The 26,268-nt window shown below is 63.6% G+C and carries 25 protein-coding genes; 11 read left to right on the forward strand and 14 right to left on the reverse strand.

Annotated elements, in window-relative coordinates; translation table 11 throughout:
- Positions 1-29: 29 nt before the first annotated feature.
- From NKH12_RS14155 to tlpA, 5 genes are all read right to left on the reverse strand, one after another.
- Complete coding sequence (locus tag NKH12_RS14155) at positions 30-1,097, reverse strand: sn-glycerol-3-phosphate import ATP-binding protein UgpC (RefSeq protein ID WP_352953680.1); 1,068 nt, start codon at positions 1,095-1,097, stop codon at positions 30-32.
- A gap of 7 nt (positions 1,098-1,104) precedes the next feature.
- Positions 1,105-1,953 (reverse strand): sn-glycerol-3-phosphate ABC transporter permease UgpE, encoded by an 849-nt coding sequence (gene ugpE / locus NKH12_RS14160; RefSeq protein ID WP_352953681.1) that lies wholly within the window; start codon positions 1,951-1,953, stop codon positions 1,105-1,107.
- 8 nt (positions 1,954-1,961) lie between these two features.
- Positions 1,962-2,846, reverse strand: coding sequence for a sn-glycerol-3-phosphate ABC transporter permease UgpA (gene ugpA / locus NKH12_RS14165; protein WP_352953703.1), 885 nt, complete (start codon positions 2,844-2,846; stop codon positions 1,962-1,964).
- 84 nt (positions 2,847-2,930) lie between these two features.
- The gene (ugpB, locus tag NKH12_RS14170; protein WP_352953682.1) at positions 2,931-4,238 is read right to left on the reverse strand and encodes a sn-glycerol-3-phosphate ABC transporter substrate-binding protein UgpB; all 1,308 of its coding nucleotides are present in this window, start codon (positions 4,236-4,238) and stop codon (positions 2,931-2,933) included.
- Between the two features lie 212 nt (positions 4,239-4,450).
- Entirely contained in the window at positions 4,451-5,137 is a 687-nt protein-coding gene (gene tlpA / locus NKH12_RS14175) for a thiol:disulfide interchange protein TlpA (RefSeq protein WP_352953683.1), read from the reverse strand.
- 36 nt (positions 5,138-5,173) lie between these two features.
- Between tlpA and argH the strand changes: the two genes are divergently transcribed.
- From argH to lysA, 3 genes are all read left to right on the forward strand, one after another.
- Entirely contained in the window at positions 5,174-6,574 is a 1,401-nt protein-coding gene (gene argH, locus NKH12_RS14180; RefSeq protein ID WP_352953684.1) for an argininosuccinate lyase, read from the forward strand.
- Positions 6,575-6,638: 64 nt separating this feature from the next.
- Entirely contained in the window at positions 6,639-6,845 is a 207-nt protein-coding gene (locus NKH12_RS14185; protein ID WP_127316026.1) for a hypothetical protein, read from the forward strand.
- A 52-nt stretch (positions 6,846-6,897) separates the two neighbouring features.
- Positions 6,898-8,166, forward strand: a complete 1,269-nt coding sequence (gene lysA, locus NKH12_RS14190) for a diaminopimelate decarboxylase (RefSeq protein WP_352953685.1) — start codon at positions 6,898-6,900, stop codon at positions 8,164-8,166.
- A gap of 73 nt (positions 8,167-8,239) precedes the next feature.
- Here the strand turns inward: lysA and NKH12_RS14195 are convergent, their stop codons facing one another.
- On the reverse strand, positions 8,240-8,542 hold the full coding sequence (locus NKH12_RS14195; protein WP_352953686.1) for an ArsR/SmtB family transcription factor: 303 nt from the start codon (positions 8,540-8,542) through the stop codon (positions 8,240-8,242).
- Positions 8,543-8,591: 49 nt separating this feature from the next.
- Here NKH12_RS14195 and NKH12_RS14200 point away from each other — a divergent pair, with 49 nt between their 5' ends.
- Both NKH12_RS14200 and NKH12_RS14205 read left to right on the forward strand, forming a co-directional pair.
- The gene (locus NKH12_RS14200; protein ID WP_352953687.1) at positions 8,592-9,533 is read left to right on the forward strand and encodes a threonine/serine dehydratase; all 942 of its coding nucleotides are present in this window, start codon (positions 8,592-8,594) and stop codon (positions 9,531-9,533) included.
- A 173-nt stretch (positions 9,534-9,706) separates the two neighbouring features.
- Positions 9,707-12,355 carry a TIGR02302 family protein gene (locus tag NKH12_RS14205; RefSeq protein ID WP_352953688.1) on the forward strand — a complete coding sequence of 883 codons (2,649 nt, stop codon included), beginning with the start codon at positions 9,707-9,709 and terminating at the stop codon, positions 12,353-12,355.
- 396 nt (positions 12,356-12,751) lie between these two features.
- Here the strand turns inward: NKH12_RS14205 and NKH12_RS14210 are convergent, their stop codons facing one another.
- Together NKH12_RS14210 and NKH12_RS14215 are read right to left on the reverse strand one after the other, a co-directional pair.
- A complete protein-coding gene (locus NKH12_RS14210) occupies positions 12,752-14,497 on the reverse strand; it encodes an adenylate/guanylate cyclase domain-containing protein (RefSeq protein WP_352953689.1) in 1,746 nt (581 codons plus the stop codon).
- A gap of 498 nt (positions 14,498-14,995) precedes the next feature.
- The gene (locus NKH12_RS14215; protein ID WP_352953690.1) at positions 14,996-15,853 is read right to left on the reverse strand and encodes a LysR family transcriptional regulator; all 858 of its coding nucleotides are present in this window, start codon (positions 15,851-15,853) and stop codon (positions 14,996-14,998) included.
- Between the two features lie 273 nt (positions 15,854-16,126).
- On the opposite strand from NKH12_RS14215, the gene NKH12_RS14220 reads away from it, so the two are divergent.
- Positions 16,127-17,077 carry a DMT family transporter gene (locus tag NKH12_RS14220; protein WP_352953691.1) on the forward strand — a complete coding sequence of 317 codons (951 nt, stop codon included), beginning with the start codon at positions 16,127-16,129 and terminating at the stop codon, positions 17,075-17,077.
- 19 nt (positions 17,078-17,096) lie between these two features.
- Here the strand turns inward: NKH12_RS14220 and NKH12_RS14225 are convergent, their stop codons facing one another.
- The 3 genes from NKH12_RS14225 to NKH12_RS14235 form a co-directional block, all read right to left on the reverse strand.
- Entirely contained in the window at positions 17,097-17,468 is a 372-nt protein-coding gene (locus tag NKH12_RS14225) for a response regulator (protein WP_352953692.1), read from the reverse strand.
- A gap of 124 nt (positions 17,469-17,592) precedes the next feature.
- Positions 17,593-18,135: a hypoxanthine phosphoribosyltransferase gene (gene hpt / locus NKH12_RS14230; RefSeq protein ID WP_352953693.1), complete on the reverse strand. Its 543-nt coding sequence runs from the start codon at positions 18,133-18,135 to the stop codon at positions 17,593-17,595.
- A 26-nt stretch (positions 18,136-18,161) separates the two neighbouring features.
- Complete coding sequence (locus NKH12_RS14235; protein ID WP_352953694.1) at positions 18,162-18,803, reverse strand: hypothetical protein; 642 nt, start codon at positions 18,801-18,803, stop codon at positions 18,162-18,164.
- 192 nt (positions 18,804-18,995) lie between these two features.
- Here NKH12_RS14235 and ftsE point away from each other — a divergent pair, with 192 nt between their 5' ends.
- From ftsE to NKH12_RS14250, 3 genes are all read left to right on the forward strand, one after another.
- Positions 18,996-19,655 (forward strand): cell division ATP-binding protein FtsE, encoded by a 660-nt coding sequence (ftsE, locus tag NKH12_RS14240; RefSeq protein ID WP_010911739.1) that lies wholly within the window; start codon positions 18,996-18,998, stop codon positions 19,653-19,655.
- A complete protein-coding gene (locus tag NKH12_RS14245) occupies positions 19,648-20,634 on the forward strand; it encodes a cell division protein FtsX (protein ID WP_352953695.1) in 987 nt (328 codons plus the stop codon). Before ftsE ends, NKH12_RS14245 begins: the two co-directional genes overlap by 8 nt.
- 80 nt (positions 20,635-20,714) lie before the next feature.
- Complete coding sequence (locus tag NKH12_RS14250) at positions 20,715-21,434, forward strand: YdcF family protein (RefSeq protein ID WP_352953696.1); 720 nt, start codon at positions 20,715-20,717, stop codon at positions 21,432-21,434.
- An 11-nt stretch (positions 21,435-21,445) separates the two neighbouring features.
- Here NKH12_RS14250 and NKH12_RS14255 read toward each other — a convergent pair whose 3' ends face one another.
- Positions 21,446-22,078, reverse strand: a complete 633-nt coding sequence (locus NKH12_RS14255) for a pyridoxamine 5'-phosphate oxidase family protein (protein WP_352953697.1) — start codon at positions 22,076-22,078, stop codon at positions 21,446-21,448.
- A 114-nt stretch (positions 22,079-22,192) separates the two neighbouring features.
- On the opposite strand from NKH12_RS14255, the gene NKH12_RS14260 reads away from it, so the two are divergent.
- The gene (locus NKH12_RS14260; protein ID WP_352953698.1) at positions 22,193-23,104 is read left to right on the forward strand and encodes a LysR family transcriptional regulator; all 912 of its coding nucleotides are present in this window, start codon (positions 22,193-22,195) and stop codon (positions 23,102-23,104) included.
- A gap of 79 nt (positions 23,105-23,183) precedes the next feature.
- Positions 23,184-23,978, forward strand: coding sequence for a lysophospholipid acyltransferase family protein (locus NKH12_RS14265; RefSeq protein WP_352953699.1), 795 nt, complete (start codon positions 23,184-23,186; stop codon positions 23,976-23,978).
- 136 nt (positions 23,979-24,114) lie between these two features.
- Here NKH12_RS14265 and NKH12_RS14270 read toward each other — a convergent pair whose 3' ends face one another.
- On the reverse strand, positions 24,115-25,062 hold the full coding sequence (locus tag NKH12_RS14270; protein WP_352953700.1) for an aldo/keto reductase: 948 nt from the start codon (positions 25,060-25,062) through the stop codon (positions 24,115-24,117).
- Between the two features lie 153 nt (positions 25,063-25,215).
- Positions 25,216-25,407 (reverse strand): helix-turn-helix domain-containing protein, encoded by a 192-nt coding sequence (locus NKH12_RS14275; RefSeq protein WP_352953704.1) that lies wholly within the window; start codon positions 25,405-25,407, stop codon positions 25,216-25,218.
- Positions 25,408-26,268: the final 861 nt, after the last annotated feature.

The raw sequence follows: 26,268 nt of genomic DNA on the forward strand, positions 1-26,268 counted from the left end.
AGTTCGCTGGTCAGGACGACAGGCTGGCTTCAATCGACCCGCTTTCCGGCCTGATCGAACCAATGCAGCTTTTCGGCCTTGGCCACGACGCGCAACTGGTCACCGGGCTTTGCGGTGGCGCGCCCTGAGACGCGCACGATGATACGGCTGCCGGCTGCGGCGCAGTGGAGAAAGCTTTCAGCACCGACCGGTTCGACCGCTTCGACTGACGCCGGCAGGACCAGCGCACCGGGCAGCGCCTCCGCATTGAAGGTGACGTCGGCATCTTCAGGGCGAAACCCCAGCGTCACGGCTGGTGTTTCGGGGGCCGCGAAGCCGATCGCCGTGCCGTCGGCCAGTATCGGGCCTGAGGAACTTCCGGTCAGCGCCAGAAGGTTCATCGGCGGCGCGCCGATGAAGGAAGCGACGAAGATCGAGGCCGGCTTTTCGTAGATGTCGAGCGGCGCGCCCGTTTGCTCGACCAGTCCGGCGTTCATGACAACAAGGATGTCGGCCAGCGTCATCGCCTCGAGCTGGTCGTGGGTGACATAGACCGAGGTGACGCCGAGCGTGCGCTGCAAATTCTTGATCTCGACCCGCATCTGGCCGCGCAGTTTGGCATCGAGATTGCTGAGCGGCTCGTCGAACAGGAACACTTTCGGATTGCGCACGATGGCGCGGCCCATGGCGACACGCTGCCGCTGGCCGCCGGAAAGCTCGCGCGGGCGCCGGTCGAGCAGCGCCGAAAGCTCCAGCACCTTGGCGGTCGAGCGCACTCTGCTGTCGATCTCGTCCTTCGGCGTGCCGCGATTGCGCAGGCCATAGGCCATGTTGTCGTAGACCTTCATATGCGGGTAAAGCGCGTAGTTCTGGAACACCATGGCGATGTCGCGCTCGGTCGGGCCGATGGCATTGACCACCTTGCCGTCGATGGCGACCGTACCGGCAGAAATGGTCTCCAACCCGGCGATCATCCTCAGCAGCGTGGACTTGCCGCAGCCGGAGGGGCCGACGAGAACGCAAAGCTCCTTGTCGGGAATGGCGATGGAGACCCCCTTCACCGCTTCGACGCCGCTGGGATAGACCTTCTTCACGTCCTTCAGATCGACGGTCGCCATCGGCTTCTCACTTTTCGGATTCGACCAGGCCGCGCACGAACCAGCGCTGCATCAGCACGACCACCAGGATCGGTGGCACGATGGCCAGCATCGCCGTGACCATGACCAGGTGCCATTCGGTATCGGCATCGGCGAAGGAAACCATCTTCCTCAGCGCGATAACGATGGTGTTCATATCATTGCTGTTGGTGACGAGCAGCGGCCAGAGATACTGCGTCCAGCCATAGATGAAGAGGATCACGAACAGCGCCGCGATGTTGGTGCGCGACAGTGGCAAAAGGATATCGAAGAAAAAGCGCCATGGCCCGGCACCGTCGACACGCGCCGCCTCGACCAATTCGCCCGGTATGGTCATGAAGAACTGGCGGAACAGCAGCGTCGCGGTGGCCGAGGCGATCAGCGGGATGATCAGGCCGGCATAGGTGTCGATCATGCCGAGATCAACCATCACCTTGTAGGTCGGCAGGATGCGCACCTCCACGGGAAGCATCAAGGTGATGAAGATCAGCCAGAAGAAGGTCATGCGCAGGGGAAAGCGGAAGAACACGATCGCGTAGGCCGATAGGATCGAGATCAAGATCTTTCCCACCGCAACGCCGAGCGCCATGACCGTGGTGTTGAGGAGCAGTCTGCCGACGCTGACACCGCCGATGCGGCCAATACCGCCGAACAGCGCCTCGCTGTAATTGTTCCAGAGCTGGCCGCCGGGCAACAGCGGCAGCGGCGGCCTAAGGATCGTTTGCAACGTGTGTGTCGAGGCAACGAAAGTGTAGTAGATCGGAAAAGCCACGATCAATATGCCAAGGATGAGCACGGCATGGGCGATGAAGGTGCGGAGCGGGGATTGGCCGATCATCGCTGCCCTCAACCGTAGTGGACTTTGCGTTCCACGTAGCGGAACTGGATGGCGGTAAGCGCAATAACGATGACCATCAGGATGACCGACTGCGCCGCCGAGTCACCCAGGATCAGATTGACGAAGCCGTCGTTGTAGACCTTGTAGACCAGCGTCTCGGTGGTCTTGCCCGGCCCGCCACCGGTGACGGCATGAACGATGCCGAAAGTGTCGAACAGGGCATAGACGGTGTTGACGACCAGCAGGAAAAAGGTGGTCGGCGCAAGAAGCGGGAAGACGATGGTCCAGAAGCGTTTGGTCTCGCCGGCGCCATCCATGGCCGCCGCCTCGATCAGCGTTTTCGGCACCGCCTGCAGCCCGGCGACGAAGAACAGGAAATTGTAGCTGATCTGCTTCCAGGCAGCCGCCGACACCAGCAGGATCATGGCGTGGGTGCCGTTGAGCAGCGGATCCCAGGCGATGCCGAGGCTTCTCAGCAAATAGGCCAACGAGCCGATCGAAGGATTGAACAGAAAAAGCCACAGCATGCCGGCAATCGCCGGCGCCACGGCATAAGGCCATATCAGCAGTGTGCGGTAAAGGCCTTTGCCGCGCACCGCCTTCTCGGCCATGACCGCAAGCAAAAGGGCCACACCCATGGCAACGATCGCAGTCGCAAGCGAGAACACCACCGTGACTTTGATCGAGTTGAGGTAGGCCGGATCAGCCAGCACCTTCCGGAAATTGGCGAACCAGACGAACTTGGTCCTCAGCCCGAACGGATCTTGCCTGAGCATCGACTGGTAAAGCGCCTGACCGGCCGGCCAGTAGAAGAAAACCAGTGTTATCGCGAGTTGTGGCGCCACCAGCAGGTAGGGCAGGATCTTGTGGGGAAAGACGATGCGTGGAGACAGGCTGATTTCCCTCGCTACCTCAGGAGACGCCCACGCGAGCTCGCGTGGGCGATATTCAAACCGATACCAACCGGGATAATCTCGTCAGTTCTCCAGAGCTTCCTCGATCGCGGCGTTGCCGCGCGTGACCGCATTGTCAAGCGCCTGCTGAGCGGTCTGCTGGCCGGCCAGCATCTTCTCCAACTCCTCGTTCTGGATATCGCGCACCTGCGGCAGATTCGGCAGGCGCACGCCCTTCGAGTTATCGGTCGGCGCCTTGCCCGTCATCTGCAGGATGGGTGTCTCGCGGCCGGGGTTCTTTTCATAGAACCCCGATTTCTTGGTCGCCTCGTAGGCGGCGAGGGTCACCGGCAGGTACCCCGACTTCTGGTGCAGATATTCCTGCACATCGGTCTTGGACAGGTAGGCGAAGAAGGCCGCGACGCCCTTGTATTGCTCGTCCGACTTGTTGCCGAACACCCACAGGCTGGCGCCGCCCGGCGTGGTGTTCTGCGGCGCGCCCTTGGCATCGCTGTCGTAGGGAAGCTGGCCGATGCCATAATTCATGCCGGACTTGACGATGTCGCCGAGGCCGCCCGAGGATTCGGTGAAGATGCCGCATTCGCCGGCAAGGAAGATCTGCTTGGCTTCGGAGGTGCGCCCGCCATATTTGAAGGTGCCGTCCTTGGCGAGATTCGCGAGCGCCTGGAAGTGGTTGACGAAAATCGGCGCGTTGATCTTGAGTTCGACATCACCGCCGGCCAGGCCGTTCTGCTGGGTGGCCCAGGGCACATCATTCCACGCCGCAAAATTCTCCAGATGGATCCAGGTCAGCCAGGTCGAGGTGTAGCCGCATGAGGCGCCGCTTGCCTTGATCTTCTTGGCAGCTTCCCACACCTCGTTCCAGGTCTTGGGCGGGCTGTTCACGTCGAGGCCCGCCTTCTGGAAGATGTCCTTGTTGTAGTAGAGGATCGGCGAGGAGGAGTTGTAGGGGAAGGACAGCATGGTGCCGTCCGGCTTCGAATAATAGCCGACGATGCCGGGCAGGTACTGGCTCTTGTCGAAGGTCATCCCGGCACCGGTCATCACCTCGGCCACCGGCTTGATCGCACCCTCGGCCGCCATCATCACACCGGTGCCGACGTCGAACACCTGGAGGATATCGGGTGCCTGTCCGGCGCGGAAGGCAGCGATGCCGGCATTCAGCGTCTCCGGATAGGTGCCCTTGAACACCGGAACGAGCTCATAGTCGCTCTGGCTGGCGTTGAAATCCTTGGAAATCTTGTCGACAACCTCCGCATTAGCGCCGGTCATGGCGTGCCACCAGCTGATCTGCGTGACGGCGAAAGCGGAGGTGGTGGAAAGCAGGGTCATGGTGGCGGCGACACCGGCCGCGAAGCCGAAGAAATTCATGTTTCATCTCCCGTTTTGTCATTGGCGAAAGGGCACTCTCGCAAAGGCAATATGTGTCGCTCGTGACAATTGGACAACGGTTTTGTTGCGGATCGATGAACTGATCTCGGCTCAAAGTTGTGCACGCTTCCGCATGAGAGCCGATGGAAAGGAATTTGCCAAGCCGGCTTATCACTCGAACAAAGGCGGAGACCGGCAAAAATCGCCGGCGCCTAGTCCGACTTGCCAAGCGCCGTTTCTAGCAGCCGCTTGGCGTCCTGGCTCGACCACTCGGCAGGGCCGTTCATGTGAGCGATCAGGCAGCCTTCACCGTCGATCAGCATGGTGACCGGCAGGCCGAGCGCCAGGCCGCGCGTCTTGAGATCGTTGAACAGCGCCATCGTCGAATCACGGTAATAGCCGAGCGCCTCGACGCCGGTTTCCTCGAGGAACTTCTTCGGCTTGGTGTCGTCGCCGACATCGACATTGACCGCGACGACCTCGAAGGCGTCGCTGCCCATTTCTTTCTGCAGCGCGTCGAGCGCCGGCATTTCGGCACGGCAGGGCGCGCACCATGTCGCCCACAGATTGAGCAGCACCGTCTTGCCGGCATGGTCGGCGAGCGTCATCGGCTTGCCGCCAGGGTCGTTGAAGGCAAGGCTTTTCAGCGATTGCGGCGGATCGGCCGGCAAAAGCGCGGCGACCTGGCCGGTGGCAGCCGCCGCGACCGTCTTGGCGCGATCAGCCTTGGCGGCGCAGGCGACATCGTCCTTGCTTTCGTCAACGGCGACTTGAGCGGGCGCGTTGTTGCCAGAACCGCTCTCCCTGACATATACCGCGACCGCGCCGGCCAGCACGCCCGCCACCAAAGCGGCGAGGATGAGGCGCGGGGCCGGAAAAAATTTATTGCCGTCTGCCATTTTTCTAAAAACTGCTCCGGAGCACGGGTTATAGCGATGAGCGACAAGAAGGCCAGCAACCAGATGTGGGGCGGACGTTTTGCCTCGGGTCCGGCCGCGATCATGGAAGCGATCAACGCGTCGATCTCGTTCGACCGCAAACTCTACGCGCAGGATATCAGAGGCTCGATCGCCCATAGCGAGATGCTGGCGCAAACGGGCATTATTTCGGCGGCTGATCAAGGACAAATCGCTCACGGGCTGAACACGATCCTGGCAGAGATCGAAGCCGGCACGTTCGTGTTCTCGACCAGGCTCGAAGACATCCACATGAATGTCGAGGCCCGCCTTGCCGAGCTGATCGGGCCGGCCGCCGGTCGCCTGCACACCGCCCGTTCCCGCAACGACCAGGTGGCGGTCGATCTCAGGCTATGGGTGAAGGACGAATGCTTTCGCGTCGCCGAGGCGCTGAAGGGCCTGATCACGGCGTTCCTGGAACGGGCCGAGGAGCATGCGGCGACGGTGATGCCGGGCTTCACCCATATGCAGGCGGCGCAGCCCGTGACCTTCGGCCACCACTGCATGGCCTATGTCGAGATGTTTTCGCGCGACCTGTCGCGTGTTCGCGACGCCATCGAGCGGATGGACGAAAGCCCGCTCGGTGCGGCCGCCCTTGCCGGCACCAGCTTTCCGATCGACCGGCACCAGACGGCCAAGACGCTCGGCTTCCGCGAGCCGATGCGCAATTCCCTGGACAGCGTTTCGGACCGCGATTTCGCACTGGAGTTTTTGGGGCTGGCGGCGATCTGCGCGACGCATCTGTCGCGGCTGGCCGAAGAGATCATCATCTGGTCGACGCCGCAATTCGGCTTCGTCAGGCTGTCGGACTCATTCTCCACCGGCTCCTCGATCATGCCGCAGAAGAAGAACCCCGACGCCGCCGAACTGGTGCGCGGCAAGACCGGCCGCGTCACCGGCCATCTCGTCGGCCTGCTGACTGTCATGAAGGGCATGCCGCTGACCTACGGCAAGGACATGCAGGAGGACAAGGAATCGGTGTTCGACGCCGCCGAGACGCTCGACCTGATGCTGGCGGCGATGACCGGCATGGTGCGCGACATGACGGTGAACGCCGCCGCCATGAAGAAGGCCGCCGGGTCAGGCTATGCGACCGCGACCGATCTTGCCGACTGGCTGGTGCGCACCCTCGGCCTGCCGTTCCGCGAGGCGCATCATGTCACCGGCCGCGCGGTGGCGCTGGCCGAAGAGAAGAAGATCGGGCTCGACAGGCTGCCGCTGGAAGACTTGCGGTCCATTCACCCCGGCATCACGGCGGGCGTGTTTTCCGTGCTTGCCGTGCAGAATTCGGTGAAGAGCCGCACGAGCTTCGGCGGCACCGCGCCGTCGGAAGTGAGAAAGCAGATCCGATACTGGAAAAAGCACATCGCCAAGGCGTGATTAGGTGCAATGCCAGAAAAACTCGGCTAGAAGCGGCGGGCAAAAGTTTCAGACGGATGGATCGATGACCGCAAGCAGGATTTTGGTGACGCTGACGCTGCTGGCGGCGCTGGCAACCGTAACGGCCTGCGGCAGGAAAGCCGGGCTCGAGACGCCCTATGAGGCGGCTGTGCAGGCGCGCAAGGACGCACAAAAGGCCGAGCAGCCCGTGCCGCCCGAGCCGGAAAAACCGGTCAAGGACAAGAAGTTCATTCTCGACCCGTTGATCTAGAGCCGATGAGATCGGCCGATCTCATCGTGCTCCAACTTCCGGAATCTCTGTTGTGAACCATTTCGACTACCGCGACGGCGTGCTGCATGCCGAGGACGTGGCGCTATCAGATATCGCCGCAAGCGTCGGCACGCCGTTCTATTGCTATTCGACGGCGACGCTGACCCGACATTTCCGCGTGTTTGCACAGGCCTTTGCCGGGCTCGACGCGCTGGTCTGCTACGCCATGAAGGCGAATTCCAACCAGGCGGTGCTGAAGATCCTGGCAAAACTCGGCGCCGGCGCCGACGTGGTCTCGGAAGGCGAATTGCGCCGCGCGCTGGCCGCCGGCATTCCGGCCAACAAGATCCTGTTTTCCGGCGTCGGCAAGACCGCGCGCGAAATGGATTTTGCACTCTCGGCCGGCATTCTCTGTTTCAACGTCGAATCCGAACCGGAACTGGAATTGCTGTCGGCCCGCGCCACGGCGCTTGGCAAGGTGGCGCCGGTCTCGCTGCGCATCAATCCCGATGTCGATGCCAAGACCCACAAGAAGATCTCCACCGGCAAGGCCGAGAACAAGTTCGGCATTCCCTGGCAGAAGGCGCGCCAGGTCTATGCTCGCGCAGCTGAACTGCCTGCCATCAAGGTCACCGGTATCGACACCCATATCGGCAGCCAGATCACCGAATTGCAGCCGTTCGATGATGCCTTCGCGCTGCTGGTGGAACTGGTCGGCGTGCTGCGCGCCGACGGGCACGCCATCGAGCATATCGATCTCGGCGGCGGCCTCGGTATTCCCTACCGGGTCGACAACAGCCCGCCCCCGTTGCCGGACGCTTATGCCCAGATCGTCAAGAAGCACGTCACCAAGCTCGGGCTAAAGGTTATGTTCGAGCCGGGCCGGCTGATATCAGGCAATGCCGGCATCCTTGTCTCGCAAGTGATCTTCGTGAAGGAGGGCGACGCCAAGAACTTCCTGGTCGTCGACGCCGCGATGAACGATCTGATCCGGCCGACACTCTACGACGCCTTCCATGACATCAAACCGGTGGTGCAGCAGCCGGCCGCGGCGCCGCGCATGACGGTCGACGTCGTCGGCCCGGTCTGCGAGACCGGCGATTATCTCGGCCTCGACCGCGACCTGCCGCGGCTCAAGGCCGGCGATCTGATCGCTGTCGCCACCGCCGGCGCCTATGGTGCGGTGCAGGCCGGCACCTACAACACCAGGCCGCTGGTGCCCGAAGTGCTGGTCGACGGCGACCGTTTCCATATCGTGCGCCGGCGCCAGACGTATGACGAGCTGATCGGGCTGGATTCGCTGCCGGACTGGCTGGAATAGACCATGATCCCGAAAAGTGGGAACCGGTTTTCGGAAAAGATCATGGTCAAGCAAGAATAGAGCGCCTGCAGCGCTACAGCCGGTGCTGAATCAGCGCCCTCATCTCGGCGATCCTATCCTCGTCGCGGCGATAGAATGTCCACTGCTTGATGCGCTTGCTGCGCAGAAGGCCGGCTTGGGTCAGCACCCGCATATGCTCGCTGAGCGTCGCCTGGGTGATCCCCAGCTTTTCCGCGATCAGCAGCGCGCAGACGCCATCCTCGACCAGATCGCCATCCGCTTGGCGTGGAAAATGCGCGCGCGGGTCCTTCAGCCAATCGAGGATTTGCAGCCTGCGCTCGTTGGCGATCGCCTTGAAGACATCAACCTCTTGCATTTAGCCATTTTGCTAAGTTACTAAGAGATGTCAACCCTGGGAGCAGACCATGCTGAACGGCAATAGGATCACACGCGAACGCATCGCCGCAATGGAGCCGCGCATCCGGCCATTCGTGCGCCACACGCCGGTGCTGCGCGTCGACATGGCCGATTTCGGCCGTCCGCCTCTTGCCGTCAACCTGAAGCTCGAATGTCTGCAGCATTCCGGCTCGTTCAAGGCTCGCGGCGCATTCACCAATCTTCTCGAACGGCCGGTTCCCGCGGCCGGCGTCGTCGCCGCATCGGGCGGCAATCATGGTGCCGCGGTCGCCTATGCCGCCATGCGGCTCGGCCATAAGGCAACAATTTTCGTTCCCGAAGTGAGCCCGCCGGCCAAGCTGGAACGCATCCGCGGCTACGGCGCCGAACTGGTTGTCGGCGGCGCGCGCTATGCCGAGGCGCTGGCCGCGAGCGAAAGCTTCGCCGAAAAGTCCGGCGCCCTGCAGATCCACGCCTTCAACCAGGAGGAGACGCTGGTCGGGCAAGGCACGCTTGGCCTCGAGATCGAGGCCGACCTGCCTGAGCTCGACACGCTGCTGGTCGCCGTCGGCGGCGGCGGCCTGATTGGCGGCATCGCCGCCTGGTTTGCCGGCCGCATCAGGATCATCGCCGTCGAGCCCGAGGGTGCGCCGACGCTTCATCGCGCCTTCGAGGCCGGCCGGCCCGTCGATGCGCCGACTGAGGGCATCGCCGCCGATTCGCTGGCGCCGAAGCGCGTCGGCGAAATGATGTTTCCAATCGCCGAAGCCTTCGTCGAGCGTTCCATACTGGTCAGCGATAACGAGATCATCGCCGCGCAGGCGGCGCTTTGGGACCGGGTGCGAATCATCTCCGAGCCGGGCGGCGCCGCGGCCTTCGCGGCGATCCTGTCCGGCCGCTACGCGCCGGCCGCGGGCGAGCGTGTCGCCGTGCTGGTCTGCGGTGCAAACGCCAATCCGGCTAAATTCTGACGATAACGGGGCAGTCCTGTTCACGTTTTCGGGAACCGCCTCGCCTTCGCCGTGTTTGTTGATATGCTTCGAGTGAAGTGCATCTAAGACTTTGAGTCCTTCGCATCCGATTTTCGGGCCGGTGCGATAGATTTGTGAGGTTCGGGTTATCCCGCCTGAATCAGGAAGGGCCGATGACGCAACGACCCACCTTCACCAGCGATCACAGCCTGGCCGGGCGCCTTGCCCTGAGCCGGCTGGCGACGCGGGTTTCGATGACGGTCGAGCGTGGCTGGCCGTTGCTGCTTCCGCTGGTCATTGTCGCCAGCCTGTTCCTCAGCGTCTCGTGGCTCGGCCTCTTCCTTCTGCTGCCCGACACGGCGCGCATCGGCCTCATGGCAGTGTTCGGCATCGCAGCCCTTGCCGCGCTCTATCCCCTGCGTTTCTTCCGGGTGCCGTCCAGTGCCGAGATCGACCGGCGCATCGAGGCGGCCAACCAATTGCTGCACAGTCCGGTGCTGGTTCAGACCGACCGGCCGAGCGGCAGGGAGAGCATTTTTTCGCAAGCGCTGTGGCGCGAGCACCAGAAACGCATGGCCGAAAAACTCGGCAACCTCGGTGGCGACCTGCCGCGCACACGGGTGCCGGAGCGCGACCCATGGGGGCTGCGGGCCGTGGCGGCGCTTTTGTTGGTCACCGCGTTTGCCTTCTCCTTCGGGCCGTCTGGCGGCCGCATCGCAGACGGGTTCAGTGCCCACGCGGCGCGCGACGCGGTGCCGCCGCGCATCGACGCCTGGGTGACGCCGCCGGCCTACACCGGCAGGCCGCCGGTCTTCCTCACGTCCCCAGCCCTCGCCAACCCAGCCCTCGCCGACAATGGCAATCAGGCTGCGCCCACCTTCACCGTTCCGGAAGGCAGCGATGTTTCGCTGCGCGTCACCGGCGGTTCGGGCGAGGAAACGCTGAGCTACGCCGCCGCCGACGCCACCGCCCGCCCCATCGCGCCGGCCGGGCAGCAGGCCGACGCAGCCAAGCCGGCGTCGGCAAAGCCCACCACGGCAACGCCTTCCACGGTGCGCCAGTTCAGCGGAAAGCTGACGTCCAACGGCACGCTGACGCTGCAATCGGGCAATGACGAACTCGGAAACTGGGCCTTCGCGGTGATCCCCGACAAGCCGCCGCAGATCCGCTTCGTCGGCGAGCCGAAACGCGCCGTCAACGGCTCCTTCGAACTCAACTACCAGATCGACGACGACTATGGCGCGGCCTCCGCCAAGGCGGATTTCGTATTGGCCGACCCACCGGCGCCGAATGCGCATCCGCTCTATGGCCCGCCCGAAATGCCGCTGACGTTGCCGCGCCGCGGCGCCAAGGGTAATGCCGCCAAGACCACGAAGGACCTGACCGAGCATGTCTGGGCCGGCGGCAATATCAAGCTCAGGCTTGTCGCCACCGACGATGCCGGACATACGGCAACCAGCGAAACCAAGGCGCTGGTGATGCCGGAGCGGCCTTTCTCCAACCCCCTGGCGAGGGCCGTGATCGAGCAGCGCTGCGTGCTGGCGCTCGACGCCAACGCCAAGAGCCGCGTGCTCGACCTGATGGACGCGATCACGCTCAGGCCCGAAGACACGTTCGACAACATGGCGCACTACCTTGCCATCATGAGCGCCCGCACCCGGTTGAAGATGGCCGACAACGACGACAAGTTGCGCGACGAGGTCGCCTACCTCTGGGAGATCGCGCTCGGCATCGAGCAAGGCAATCTTTCCGAAGCCGAGAGGCGGCTGCGCCAGGCGCAGCAGGCGCTGCAGGACGCGATCAAGAACGGCGCCAGCGACGAGGAAATCGACAAGGCGATGAAGGAACTGCGCGAGGCGATGAACCAGTTCCTGCAGGAATTCGCCCAGCGTGCACAGCAGAATCCGAACGCGCCGCAGATGCAGCAGAACGGCCAGGAACTGCGCCAGAGCGACATCGAACGGATGATGGACCAGATCGAGAATCTGGCGAAGTCCGGCGACCGCGACAGCGCGCAGCAATTGCTTTCGCAACTGCAGGACATGATGAACAATCTGCAGGCCGGACGTCAGCAGCAGGGTGGCCAGCAGAACAGCGAAATGCGCCAGCAGATGGACAAGCTCGGCGAGATCATGCGGCGCCAGCAGGAGATGATGAACGAGACCTTCCGCCTGGACCAGATGCAGCGCGGCCAGCGCCAGCGCGGGCAGAATCGTGAAGAGCAGCTCGGCGAGAACGGTGAGCAGGGCCAAATGGGCGAACAGGGCGAACAGCCCGGCCCAGGTGAAGACCGCGATCCGCTCGGCCGGCCGAAGCCGATGACGCCGCAGGAATTCGCCGACGCGCTGAAGCAGTTGCAGGAAGGCCAGGGCAAGCTGCAAGGCGACCTCGACCAGCTGAGAAAAGGTCTCGAAGGCATGGGTCTCGAGCCCAATGAAGGGTTTGGCGAGGCCGGCAAATCCATGGGCAACGCCGAACAGGCGCTTGGCGACAGCGATGGCGACCAGGCCGTCGGTCACCAGGGCCGCGCGCTGGAAGCGTTGCGCCAGGGCGCCAAGGACATGATGAAGCAATTGCAGGCCATGCAGGGCGACGAGGGCGACGGTGAGCGGGGCGGCCGCCAGCAGAACGCCGACCGCGATCCGCTCGGCCGGCCACGCGCCACCGAGGGTCCCGATTTCGGCGAGTCGGTGAAGGTGCCGGACGAGATCGACGTGCAGCGCGCCCGCCAGATCCTCGAAGCGATCCGCAAGCGGCTCGGCAACGCGCTCAGCCCCGACATCGAGCGCAGCTATCTGGAGCGGCTGCTGGAGCTGAAGTAAAGCCGCCCTCTATGTCAGGAAGATCGCCGTGCGCGGATCCAGGTGGCCGCCATCGCCGGGCTGCACACTTTTGGGCGATATGCTCCAGTGTCAAACCCCAATCACTCTGAACGACCGAATTCGACCCTTTTCTGGCGTTCCATCGGAGAGGTTGAAGGGGATACCACGACCCAACGGCGACATTTGCCTGGACCGTCGGAAGGTCCCGTCAGGGTGGAAACCGGAGTTCGACGCGAACCTAACAGAGAGCTCGCCGGCTGTTCACGGCTGCTCTACGCGCTGAGTCCTCGGACAAGCCGGCCAGAGAACAATCCTTTCCAGAAGCGACGCGGGATCAAGGGACGTCGCCTGGCCGGACGTGATGCGCAGGAGAGGGCATCTTTGCAACCGCGACGATCACTCCGGCACGCCGGAGATGCCCAGCGCCTCGACGTAACTCTCGGCGAACCCCTTGTCCCGCCACGGGTTGATCTGTCTCTGCAGGGTGAGCGTGTAGGTCGGGAATGCCTCCATCAGCCGCCGCGCCGCCGCCTGCGCCTCGTCCAGCCGGTTGAGTTTGACCAGCGCCATGATCACCACCCGGTGCGAGGAGCCGTAGTTCGGCATCTCGTGCAGCGCGCGTTCTCCCCATGCCAGCGCCTCTTCGTAGCGCTCGAGCATCAAGTAGCTCATCCCGATGCCGGAGAGCGCGATGCCCTTCTCGGGGTCGACCGGGCTCAGCCGCATTGCCCTGTGAAAGTGCTCGATCGCGACGAGCGGGCGGCTGGAATGTGCGTTCACCCAGCCGCTGCCCGTATGGCCCTGCGCCGAATTGGGGTTGAGCAGCAGGGATCGTTCGATCGTGCCCAGCGCCATCTCGTAGTCCTTCGCGCTGTAGGCGATCACCTGCGCGGCGAAGCGTAGGCTCGTGGGGTCGTCGCGCGCTTCCGCCAGTACCTCGCGCGCCATGCGCGCGGCGACTCGGATATCGTCGGGCTCGTGCCAGCACTGGCTCACGGATAGGCTGCGGATATAGGCGCCGAGTGCCTTCGCCAAGTTGAAGCCAGGGTCGATGCTGAGCGCCTCGTTGGTGAGCCGGCGCACGTCGGCAAAGCCTTCGCGCGTCATGCTGTAGAAGCGCGGCAGCGCGCGAAGGTAGAGGTCGTAGGCGCTGATGTAGTCGGTCGGCCTCATGCGCGCCTGCCTGATCTCCTCCAGCCGGATGGTCGGTTCGACAGCGCCGACGACGCTCTCGGTCACCTTGTCCTGCAGGTCGAAGATGTCGCTCACGTCGCCCTCGAAGCGGTCGGCCCAGACGTGGTGTCCGCTGATCGCGTCCACCAACTGCCCGCTGATGCGCACCCGCGATCCTGCTCTGCGGATGCTGCCTTCGAGCACGTAGCGGACGCCCAGCTCGCGCCCGACCTGGCGCAGGTCCACCGCCCGGCCCTTGTAGGTGAAGGACGAGTTGCGGGCGATGACGAAGAAGGAGTTCACCCGGCTCAATCCCGTAATGATGTCCTCCACCAGCCCGTCGGCGAAGTATTCCTGGTCGGGATCGCCGCTCATGTTGGTGAAAGGCAGAACCGCGATCGAGGGTTTCTCGGGCAGTGGAGGCAGTGCAGCCACCGAGGCGCTGGCGTCGGTCTCGACGCGGTAGGCGCGCACAGGCCGCTCGATGTTCTTGAGGCGCAGGTTGCCGAGCGGCGTGAAGCCGCAGTCGAGCTTGCCCTGAAGGTGGTCGTAGGCGGTGCCCGAGACGACCACGGTGCCGGGATCGGCGATGCTTTCGAGGCGGGCGGCGATGTTGACCGCGTCGCCGTAGAGGTCGCCGTCCTCCTCGCAGACCACGTCGCCGAGATTGACGCCGATGCGGAAGCGAATCCGCTCTTCCTCGGGCGTCTCCGCCTCGTGTTCTGCCAGGGCCTGCTGGATCGCCATCGCCGAGGTCACCGCGTTAACGACGCTCGCGAACTCGCAAAGCATGCGGTCGCCGGTGAGCTTCACGATCCGACCCCCGTGCTCGGAGACCAGCGGTTCGAGGAGGTCCTTGCGGTAGATCTTTAGCCGCTCGAGCGTGCCGCGCTGGTCGCGCTCCGTCAGGCGCGAATAGCCGACCACGTCGCAAGCCAGGATCGCTGCGAGGCGGCGCTGTGTGGTCATTGCACCGCTCAGCCAAGCGCCTGCACGCGGGCCGCCCCGCGTCCACGTCCTGCCAACTTCCGGACGCCCTACGTGCATGGTATCCATCTCTCCCAGTCGCCGCCCGTCGCCGATACAGAACGGAGAACGCAGCTTGACCTTGCCTTCACTAGACTTCGCTATCCCCGCTTGCGAGGCGTGAAGCGTTCCAGTCGCAGCGCTAACAGCCAACCGACGACACGCTAACTCAGCCTCTGGGGACGCTGACCACTCCCAGAAGGCCGGAGATATTTCCTGCTCTGTGTAACCGGTTGACGCCACCGTGGCGGTGCTTTTGTCACCGCGATGTAACAGCGAGATGCCTACGAACGCCCGCATCGGGCATCACACCAGGCGTTCGCGCTTAGAGGTGCTGAGGTCGGCAAGTGGCGCTACCTGCACATTCCGTTAGTCGGCTCAGAGCGGCGGACTATCAAGTCGAACCGTGCCGGCCCTCTATGTTTTGTTTGAGCATCGGATTTAGCGGTTGGTGAACGCCTCGCGGATCGCCTCCTCCATGCCGTCGATGGCCTCGCCGGACGCGTTCGGATTGCGCCGCAGCACCACGTTCGAGGAATCGATGTCGCCGAACCCGTCGGCGGCCGTAAGTTCGCGGCAGCCGGACGGGATGTTGCTGCGCGAGATCGGCGCGATCGCCAGCCCGGAGGTGACGGCGAGCCGCAGGCCGCCATTGGTATCGCTGGTATAAGCGACACGATAGGCGAGACCGCGCTGCTCCAGCGACTTGATGGCGAAATCCTTGCACCAGCCGGCACGGTTGTAGAGTGCGATCGGCATCGGCCGCTCCTCATGCATATGATGCAGCTCCGACGTCACCCATACGGTCGGGTCATGCATCAGCACCTCACCGCCGGAGAGGTCCTGCCATTCGAACACCACCGCCAGATCGAGCTCGCCGGCGGCGAGCGCCGCGATCTGCGCACCGGAATGCGCATAGCGGACGGTGACGTCGACCTGAGGATGGCGCTTGGCAAAAGAACCGAGCGCGCGCGACAGGATCGCGTGGCCATATTCCTCCGGGATGCCGATGCGCACCGGTCCACCAAGCGGCGCGGCGACCATCGAGGCCGCCGTCTCGTCCAGCAGCGATACGATCCGGCGTGCGTTGACGATGAGTTCGCCGCCGCGGCGCGTCAGCGCCACGCCACGCGAGCCGCGCTCGAACAGACTGTCGCCGAGCAGATCTTCGAGCTTCTTCATCTGCATCGAAACCGCCGACTGGGTACGGCCGGCCCGCTCCGCTGCCTTGGTGAAATTGCCGGTGTCCGCAACCGCGACGAAGGTGCGCAGCAGATCACTGTCGAGCGTGGGCTTCATTTGTCCGCCATAAGAAAATCTGATTGCTGGCATCATTCCAATTCGTTTGCAACATGTCAAACGGCGGATAATAGTCGCTTTACCCATTGGATATGCGGCTGCGAAATCGGCTGCGGACCAATCAGTCCTCACTCGTACCCGCTGCCCGAAACGGTGGCGGGTTCTTTTTGATGCATGTCGCCCAAAAGTGCTCAGCGGTTTTTGGGACATGCATAAAACAAAAATTACGCGGGCCCGGCTCTCGGGCCGCACACGCAAGGAGCCGTCGAAAACATGCAGAACCGGATCGTCCTCGGCATGGCAAGCCTTTGCCTCGGCGTTCTGGTGTTCTCGCTCCAGGATCCGCTGATCAAGGCCGTATCGGGCACTTATCCGGTGACCGAGGTGATGGCGATCCGCTCGATCGTCGCCCTGCCCATTCTTCTCGTGCTGGTTCATGCCGATGTCGGGCTCAGGGCGATCTTTTCGAAGCGATTTCGCATGCTGACGATGCGCGCCTTCATCCTGTTCACCTCCTACACGGTCTACTACCTGGCGATCGCCGCCCTGCCGCTTGCCGACGCGGTGGCGCTTTATTTCATGGCACCGCTGTTCATCATGGCGCTTGCCGGCCCTTATCTCGGCGAAAGGGTGGCGTGGCAGACGCTGGTCACCGTCATGGTCGGGATGCTGGGCGTGCTGGTGATGCTGCGGCCCGGTGCCGGGCTGTTTGACTGGGCGGCGCTGCTGTCGCTGGCCTCGGCGGTGCTGTACGGTTTTTCGCAGTTGATGGCCCGCAAGATCGGCGACACCGAATCATCCACGGTCATGGCGTTCTATCAGAACGGCGTCTATCTCCTGGGCGCTGCAGCGGTCGCCGGGCTGTTCTGGCTGGCAGGAATTGCTCACGCCACCCATCCGAGCCTCGAATTCCTGGTCAGGCCATGGATCTGGCCGACGCCGATCGATTTCCTGACGATGGCCGCCTGCGGCTTCGTCGCTTCGGCCGGGATGATCCTGTTGTCGCAGGCCTACCGGCTGGCGCCCGCCAACAGCGTCGCCACCTTCGAATATACCGGCATCATCTGGTCGCCGCTGTGGGGTTTCCTGTTCTTTGCCGAAGTGCCGCGATCGACCACCGTGGTCGGCGCCGCCCTCATCATCGGCGCCGGTCTGTTCGCGCTCCATGCCAGCCGGCACCGGAGCAGCGCGCCGGCAATCGCGGCGACCTGCGATCCGGCCTGACCGCGGTCAGGCTTGGATTCTAGGCAAAACAGGCGAGCGCCTTTTCGACACGCGCGCGGATTTCGGCCAGCGTGAACGGCTTTTGCACGACGTCCACAATGACACCGTTCAATTCCTCGGCGCGCTCGCGCTGGTCGGCATAGCCGGTCATCAGCAAGATCTTCACCGCCGGGAAAAGCGACGCCGCCGCCTTGGCCATTTGGATGCCGTCCATTTCCGGCATTCGGATATCAGAGACGACAAGGTCGTAGCCGCCACGTGCTGCGCGGATCAGGGCAAGCCCTTGCGCGCCGTCGGCGGCGATGTCGATCATATGCCCGGCGCGTTCGAGCGCGCGGGCGGCGAGGGTGCGGACGGACTCTTCGTCCTCGACGATCAGGAGCTTTGCCATAGCGGAACATTTGGCGGGGAAAAGTTGACTTTTTCTGAAGGCGCCGAGATCAGTGAGGCCTTTCAGAACTCCTCCGGCGAGTCAGATGGCGTGGCAACCACCGCAGTAGAATTATCAAAAGGTCTCAGGCGTCGCCCTTGACGACACCGACAAACGGCAGCTCGCGAAAGGCGTGGGCGACATCCATGCCATAGCCGACGACGAAATAGTCGGGGCAGTCGAAGCCGACATAGTCGGCGTTGAGCGCGGTCTGGCGGCGCATGCGCTTGTCGAGCAGCACGGCGATGGCGCAGCTTTTGGCGCCGCGCGACAGCATCAGGTTGCGGGTGAAGGACAGCGTCTTGCCGGATTCGAGAATGTCGTCGATCAACAGCACGTCGCGGCCGGCGACCTCATTATCGATGTCGCGCAGCACCCTCACCTCGCCGCTGGTGGTTCCGGCGCCGTAGCTGGAGATGAAGATGAACTCGACCTCGGGCGACAGGCCGACATCGTGCATGGCGCGGATGAGATCGGCGGCGAAAATGAACGATCCTTTCAGCACCGAAATCACCAGAAGGTCCTGATAGTCGCGCTCGGCGATCTCCTTGGCGAGCTCCAGATTGCGGCGGGCAATCGCCGACGCCGAAAACAGAACCTCGATATCCTTGCCGCGCACGACTGGCATTGGCAGCCTTTCCAGAAATGATCGCCCTAGTTGGCGAAGGTGACCGAGACGGTCTTGACCCCGTTTCTAGGCACGTCGAGCCGGCTCGAAAAGCCAAATCTTTCGCCGGGCGCCAGCGAACGGTTGAATGTCCCCAGCGTATAACGGGTTGTGCGCCTGTCATTGCCGGTGACCCGGATTTCCAGCGGCGGCAATGGCGACGGACTGGCGCCGTCATTCGCGGCCTCGCCACCGACGAACAGGACAGGTTTCGGCCCGGACGCATCGATACGCGACGTAACGCCTGAAATGGTGAGTGCAGCGCCCGTTTCCTGTGCCGCAAGAAGAAGCGGCGCCTGGCGCACCAGCGCGTGCCCGCCCGAGACCCAGAAGGCTGCAAACACGGCACTGAGGCCGGCGATCCAGAAGATCGGCCCGCCGCGCGCCCGCAGCCTTTCCATCGCGGCTTTGGGCTTGCGCAGCATGTCCATGCCTTCGAGCGATGGCGTGGCGATCGCGCGCGAAAGCGGCGGTGACGGGTCCATGCTGGCGGTGCGGCGCGGCAGCACCTCGTAGTCGGCATCGACGATGTCGTCGGCCGGATCACGCATGATGCGTTCCGGCGCGGCGGCCGCACCGGTCATGATTTCGCCGGAAACCGGGCGCGCGGTTCGATCCTCAGCCATCATGGCTCCAGCACTACGGCACTTGTTCGCTCTTCGTTTCTTTTGCGTAAACGGAAATGGTTAACGCTTCCCCATCGGTACCCCTGTGACGCGCCCAAAAAACCTCAGAATTAACCGCCGGTTAACCATGCCGGCCGATGGTCTTTTCTCAGAGATGGCTGGCTCCTCGCCGCCGCAGGTTTCAGGTCGTCGAACGTGATCCGCTTCGAAAATGTCGGCCTCCGCTATGGCATGGGTCCGGAAATCCTCCGCGACATTTCCTTGCACATACCGGAGCGCTCCTTCCAGTTCCTGAGCGGCCCTTCGGGCGCCGGCAAGACGACGCTGCTGCGGCTTTTGTTCATGTCGCTCAAGCCGACGCGCGGACTGATCACCATCTTCGGCAAGGACCGCTCGCGCATCTCGCGCACCGAGCTGCCGCATCTGCGGCGGCGCATCGGCGTCGTGTTCCAGGACTTTCGCCTGCTCGACCACATGACGACCTACGAGAACGTGGCCTTACCGCTGCGCGTGCGCGGTCGCGAGGAGGCGAGCTACCGCACCGACGTGACCGAGCTCTTGAAATGGGTCGGCCTTGGCGAGCGTATGCATGTGCTGCCGCCGGTGCTGTCGGGTGGCGAGAAACAGCGTGCCGCAATTGCCAGGGCGCTAATCGAGCAGCCCGAGATCCTGCTTGCCGACGAGCCGACCGGCAATGTCGATCCGCCGCTGGCGCGACGCCTGCTGCGCCTGTTCATCGAACTCAACCGGCTGGGCACCGCGGTGGTGATCGCGACGCACGACCTCGGCCTGATGGAACAGGTCGACGCGCGGCGCATGATCCTGGCCGGCGGAAGACTGGATATCTATGACTGACCTTTCCGTTCAACACGTCGAAGACCAGCACGCCGGGAAGGCTGCGACGCAGCGCGTTCAGCGCAAGATGGCGCCGATCGTGCCGGCGCAGAACATCGCCGGCCGGGCGCTGGTCCTGGTCATTGCCATCATGACGTTCCTGTCCTGCCTGACCTTCGGCGCGGTGACGCTGGTGCGCGACGCCGCCTCGGTCTGGGAGAACCAGATCTCCCGCGAGGCGACGATCCAGATCAAGCCGGCAGATGGTCTCGACATGGAGGCAGCACTTGCCCAGGCCTCGCAGATCGCCGGCGAATTTCCTGGCGTGAAGAGCGCCAGGATCGTCGACCGCGACGCCACGGCGCGGCTGCTGGAGCCGTGGCTTGGCTCGGGTCTCAACATCGACGACCTGCCGGTGCCGCGTCTGATCATCGTCACCATAGACGAGAGCAACCCGCCCGACTTCGCCGCCATGCGCGCCGCGATCACGCCGAAACTGCCCAGCGCAGCACTTGACGACCATCGCACCTGGGTCGACCGGCTGGTGGCCATGGCCCGCACCACGGTGATCATCGGCATCGCCGTGCTCGCGCTGATGCTGTCGGCAACCGTGCTGACTGTGGTGTTCGCGACGCGCGGCGCCATGGCCGGCAACGGCCATATCATCGAGGTGCTGCATTTCGTCGGCGCCGAAGCGCGCTTCATCGCGCGCGAATTCCGCCACCACTTTCTCGTCACCGGCATGAAAGGCGCAGCCGCCGGGGGTGCGGCGGCGGTGCTCGTCTTCATCGTCTTCTCATGGTGGTCGTCGCGCAACATGGCAACGCCTGAGGCCGATCAGGCGACCGCCTTGTTCGGCAATTTCGCCATCGGTTCGGCGGGCTATCTCGGCGTCGTCCTCATGGTGCTGGTCATCGGTGCGCTGACGGCGGCAACCTCCCATGTCACCGTCGTCACCTATCTCAGCGACATCGATGTCCGCCAGCCGGACGCGGGGTGATCACGAATAGAGAATTAGCGTAACGTAATGTGTGCTTTTTGACCTACTAAACGCCGCATTTCAGGGTTAACGATAAGATAATGGACGCGCGCGAGTCGACCGGAACGGCTGGACAATTGCCCTTGGTGATTGCGCCTTCTCGCGAGCGCGCCAAGCCCAGCCGATTGGCGGGCGCGTTGCGCATCTCCGCTTTCTTTCTGCTCGTGCTTGCAACGCTGTTTGCCGGCGGCTTCGGCTGGTTCGCCAATACCGTCAGCCGTCTCGCGACGCCCGCCAATCCGGCAAAAGCCGATGCCATCATCGTGCTGACCGGCGGCCATTCGCGTCTCGATGCCGCTATGGGTCTGCTGGCGTCCGGCAAGGGCGAGCGGCTGCTGATCAGCGGCGTCCATCCTTCCGCCAGCCGCCGCCAGCTTCAGGTCGCGACCCGCGGCGACAAGAAATTGTTTTCCTGCTGCGTCGACATCGACCGCGCCGCGCTCGACACGATCGGCAATGCCGAGGAAAGTGCCAAGTGGGTGGAAGACCATGCCTATGGCACTGTGATCCTCGTCACCAACAACTATCACATGCCGCGCAGCCTGCTGGAAATGGGCCGGCTGCTGCACAAGGCCAAGCTCGAGCCCTATCCGGTGGTCAACAGCAATCTTGGCAATGGCGGCTGGCTGATCAAGCCCAGGGCGCTGCGCGTGCTGTTCACCGAATACAACAAATATCTGCTGGCGCTGGCGCGCGGCATCGTGCCGGTGAAGCCAACGCCAACCGGCATCGCGCTGGCCGAGGCCGCTGCGCCGAACTGAGCCTGTCGTTATTATTCCTTGACCGTGGCGCTTGAACCGCCACGCAGGCGCGCGATCTCCTGTTCGAGACGTTCGATACGCTTGTCCCGTTCGGCCAGCGCCGAGGCCACATCGGCCGCTTCGAAACGCTGTGGAATGTGCTGCGGGCAATTGGAATCCCAGGCCGAAACCGTGAACAGGATGATTTGCTCGGGGCGCGCCTTGTAGCCTTCCGGCATCAGCTTCGCCATCAGTTCGGCGTCGTCCTCGACGACACGCGCACTGCCCCAGATCTTGATGCGCTGCCGGTGCGCATAGTCGATCAGGAACAGGAAGGCGCGGGGGTTGTCGTCCAGATTGCCCTGGGTGATGAATTGCCTGTTGCCGGAGAAATCGGCGAATCCGATCGTCCGCTCGTCGAGCACCTTGAGGAAGCCGGCCGGCCCGCCGCGATGCTGGATGTAGGGCTGGCCGTCACCATTGGCCGTCGACAGGAAGACGCTGGTCTGCGCCTCGATGAAGGCGGCGAGATCGGGCGTGATATCAGCTTGCCAGCCGCCGCGCTGCTCGACGCGGGCATAGGCCTCACGTGAGCCTTTGCGGGCCTGGATCGCCTTGACGGTTGGCGTAAAGGCGACGTCGCTGGTGAAGACGTGAGCGTTCATGAAAGCCTCCTTTGACGGCAGAGCTTCGAGCCATAGCCGCAAGAAATAATGCCTTCCATCTTTCGGATGTAGATGTCATAGTTGCAACCGATCCTTCCATTTTCCGGGAGAAGCATGGATCGCCTCGAGGCCATGTCGCTTTTCGTCGCCGCGGTGGAGGCCGGCAGCCTTTCGGCCGCCGGACGCCGTTTCGGCATTCCACTTGCAACGGTCAGCCGCAAGGTCTCCGACCTGGAGCGGCATCTGAAAACGCGTCTCCTGAACCGCTCGACGCGGCAGCTGACGCTGACCGACGCGGGTCACGCCTACCTCGCTGCCTGCCGCCGCATTCTCGACGAGGTCGGCGAGGCCGAGCGGACCGCCGCCGGCGAATACAGCGCCCCGACGGGCGAACTGATCATCACCGCACCGATCGTCTTTGGCCGCCTGCATGTGCTGCCGGTCATCACCGGCTTTCTCGCCGCCTACCCCGACGTGGCGATCCGCCTGATGCTCGCGGACCGGATAACGCAGTTGACCGAAGAGCACATCGATCTCGCCGTCCGCATCGGCGAGCTTCCCGACTCGAGCCTGGTGGCCACCCGCATCGGCTCGATCCGGCGCGTTGTTTGCGCGAGCCCGGCCTATCTGGCCGAGCACGGCATGCCGGAGACCCCGAAAGACCTCGCGGCACACAGCTGCATCACCTTCGAGGGGCTCACCGCCCCCGCCGCATGGACCTTTGCCATCGGCAAGGCCGAAGTCGCTGTTCCGATCCGCTCACGGCTTCGGGTCAACACTGCGGAAGCGGCGGTCGATGCCGCGATTGCCGGCGTCGGGTTGACGAGGGTGCTTTCCTACCAGATCACAGCTGCAGTGCGGTCGGGCACACTCCGAACCGTGCTGGAGGCATTCGAGCCGCAGCCATGGCCGGTCAGTCTCGTGCATGCCGGCCAGGGTCTGCTGCCAGTGAAACTGCGTGCGTTCCTCGACTTCGCCGCCCCACGCCTGAAGAAACGGCTGGTGCAAGCGACCTGGCAGGCCTGACGAACGGGCTATCGCACCGTTTCCTTTTTGCCCGCGCTTGGTGTAACCAACGCACACCTCCTCACCGGGCTCTTCCTGCATGCTTTATGTCCGCTCGCTGGCGTTCAACTTCGTCTTCTACGTCAATCTGATCGTCCAGATGATCCTCTGGACCCCGTACTATTTCCTATCGCCGCGCCACCGCGCCTGGTTCGTGCCGAAATTCTGGTCGCGCACCAGCATGTGGCTCTACGACAAGATCGCCGGCACCAAAAGCGAGATCACCGGCCAGGAAAACCTGCCCGAGGGCTCCTTCATCCTGGCGCCGAAGCACCAGTCCTTCTGGGACGCGATCGCCTTCTTCCCGTTCCTGCAGGATCCGATCTACATCCTGAAGCGGGAACTGACCTGGATCCCGTTCTTCGGCTGGTACATTCTGAAAATGCGGATGATCCCGGTCGACCGCGGCAGCCGCTCGAAGGCGCTGAAAGCGGTGGTCGCCGCGACCAGGGCGGAGCTGGCGCGCAATCCCCGCCAGTTGATCATCTATCCCGAGGGCACACGCCGGGCGCCAGGCGACGAGCCGGCCTACAAATACGGCATCGTCGAGCTCTATACCCAGCTTGGCATTCCGGTGGTGCCGGTCGCCCACGTCGCCGGCCTCTACTGGCCGCGCCGGAAATTCCTGCGCTATCCCGGCACCATCAAGGCCCGCTTCCTGCCGCCGATCCCGGCGGGGTTGGGCAAGGAGGAATTCATGGAACGGCTGATCGGCGAGACGGAAGCCGCCTGCGACCAGCTGCTCATCGAGGCATCCCGCGCGCCGAACCCGCCGCCCCTGCCGCCGACGGCGGTGAAGCGGCTGAGGGAACTGGGCTCCGAGACCCCGGCCTAAACCACCTGCTTGATCGACAGGTGTTTACGCAACCACAGCCAGCGCCGTGGTCAAAACCAGTGTCGCCGCGAACGTCAAACCGCCAAGCGCCCAGTCTCTGGCTGCTGTTGAGCAGGCCGCCGCTTGGCGCCGGCTTCTACGCACTCGCACTGTCGAGCTCGGCCATATCGTCCGGGCTGAGCCTCAATGATGCGGCGCGGACGAGGCTGTCGACCTGGTCCAGCTTCGTGGCGCTGGCGATTGGCGCCGTGACGCCAGGCCGCGCGATCACCCAGGCGAGCGCCACTTCCGCCGGCTTGGCCGAATGACGCGCCGACACGGCGTCGAGTGCTGCCACGATGCGCATGCCGCGCGCATTGAGATAGCCCTTCACGCCGTCGCCACGCGCGCTTTTGCCGAGATCGGCTTCGCTGCGGTACTTGCCGCTCAAAAACCCCTTGGCGAGGCTGAAATAGGTGACGACGCCGATATCCTCTGCCATGCACAAATCGCGGAGCGGCCCATCGAAAGAGGCGCGATCGTAGAGATTGTACTCCGGCTGCAGCACCGTATAGCGCGGCAGACCCCGTAGACTTGCCACGTCGAGCGCGGCGCGCAGCTGGCCGGCGTCGAGATTGGAGGCGCCGACGTAGCGGATCTTGCCCTTGGCGAGCAGCTTTTCGTAGGCGCCGAGCGTTTCTTCGTAGGGGGTGGTCGGGTCCGGCCAGTGCGACAGATAGAGATCGACGACATCGGTCTGCAGCCGCTTCAGCGACGCGTCGATGGCCTTTTCGACATAGGCGGCGGAGAGATCTTTCCTGCCCTGCCCCATATCCGACCCGACCTTGGTGATCACCACGACCTTGTCGCGGTTGCCACGGCTCTTCATCCATTTGCCGATGATCGTTTCAGATTCGCCGCCCTTGTTGCCGGGAACCCAGCGCGAATAGGAATCGGCGGTGTCGATGGCGTTGAGGCCGGCGCCGACGAAGCGGTCGAGCAGGTCGAAAGAGGTTTTCTCGTCGGCGGTCCAGCCGAAGACGTTGCCGCCCAGAACCAGCGGCGCGATGGACAGGTCGGTTTGACCGAGACGACGTTTCTGCAAGACTGATCTCCGTGGGGAATGGAAAGAATGGGGCGAAAAGCCCGGGCTTAACCTAGGTCTTACCGCACCGAGGTCAAAGGCCTGGTCGACCTTTCCGACAGACCAGTGCTTCACAAGCGCGCGATCCGCCGCGCTCCAAGTTCCAGCCGATGTCTACTGGCTCTGGCGCCGGTATTCACCCGGCGGCAGTCCGATCACGCGGTTGAAAAGCCGGCTGAATGAGGCCGTATCCCGGTATCCGACCTGGTAACATATTTCCGAAACACCGAGTTTGGTGGTTTCAAGAAGTGTTTTCGCGGCCTCAAGGCGCCGGTTCTGAATCCATCGGCCGGGGTGGTGTGCAATTCATCGGAAAACCGGCGCGCCAGCGTTCGCGGCGACAGGCCGAGTTGCGCACCAAGGAAGGCAAGGTCGAGCGCTCCGAGCTGTTTTCTGGACAAGGCTTCGAGCCGGTCGCGGAACGGCTCTTGCGAAGGCAGGAGATCGGTGAGCGGGAACTCGTAGGGTGTCTGGATCTGCCGGGACGGCGGCAGCACCAGCAATTTGCGAACCAGGCGCTCCTCCCTGGCGAAGCCAAGATCCCGCAGAAGCGCCTTGCTGAGCTCCGGGCCTGAAAAACCGCCGCCGCAAGTGTAGATCCGTCCGTCCCCGACCAGCACACGTGAAGCGTCCCAACGCACCTTCGAAAAGCGGCGCTGGGCATCGGCCTTCAACCACCAGGAGATCGTCGCCCGCTTTCGGTCGAGAAGACCGGCGTCTGCCAGTAAGTATCCGGCCCCGCAATGCGCGGCGATGATAGCGCCGTCGCGCTGCGCGCTTGCGATAAGCGGCGCGGCGTGGCGGCTCTCTTCCTCCAGCGCGGCAACAAGCTCCGGGATTTGCATGCCGGGCATGGCCAGCAGGACCAGCAGGTCCATGCGTTGCGAGGGTTCGCGTCTGTTGTGAAAGGATATTCCAGGCGTCGTCGTGGCGTCGGCCTGCCGCGCCACGAATTCGAAGGAAATCGCCGGCGCGCCGCGAATGGTGTTCACCAGCTCGAACATTTCGACAAGTGTCGCGGCGACGGCCGAATAGAAGGTCGACGGCAGCCAGATCACGGCGTGGACAGGACGATTGCTGAGATTCGACGGAGATCACGATGCCTTGGACCGAAACCACTCGCCCGCAGTATGAACGGCGCTGCCCGCGCTACGCAAGTGATCTGAC

Source organism: Mesorhizobium sp. M1322, from assembly GCF_040318085.1.
Lineage (GTDB): Bacteria > Pseudomonadota > Alphaproteobacteria > Rhizobiales > Rhizobiaceae > Mesorhizobium.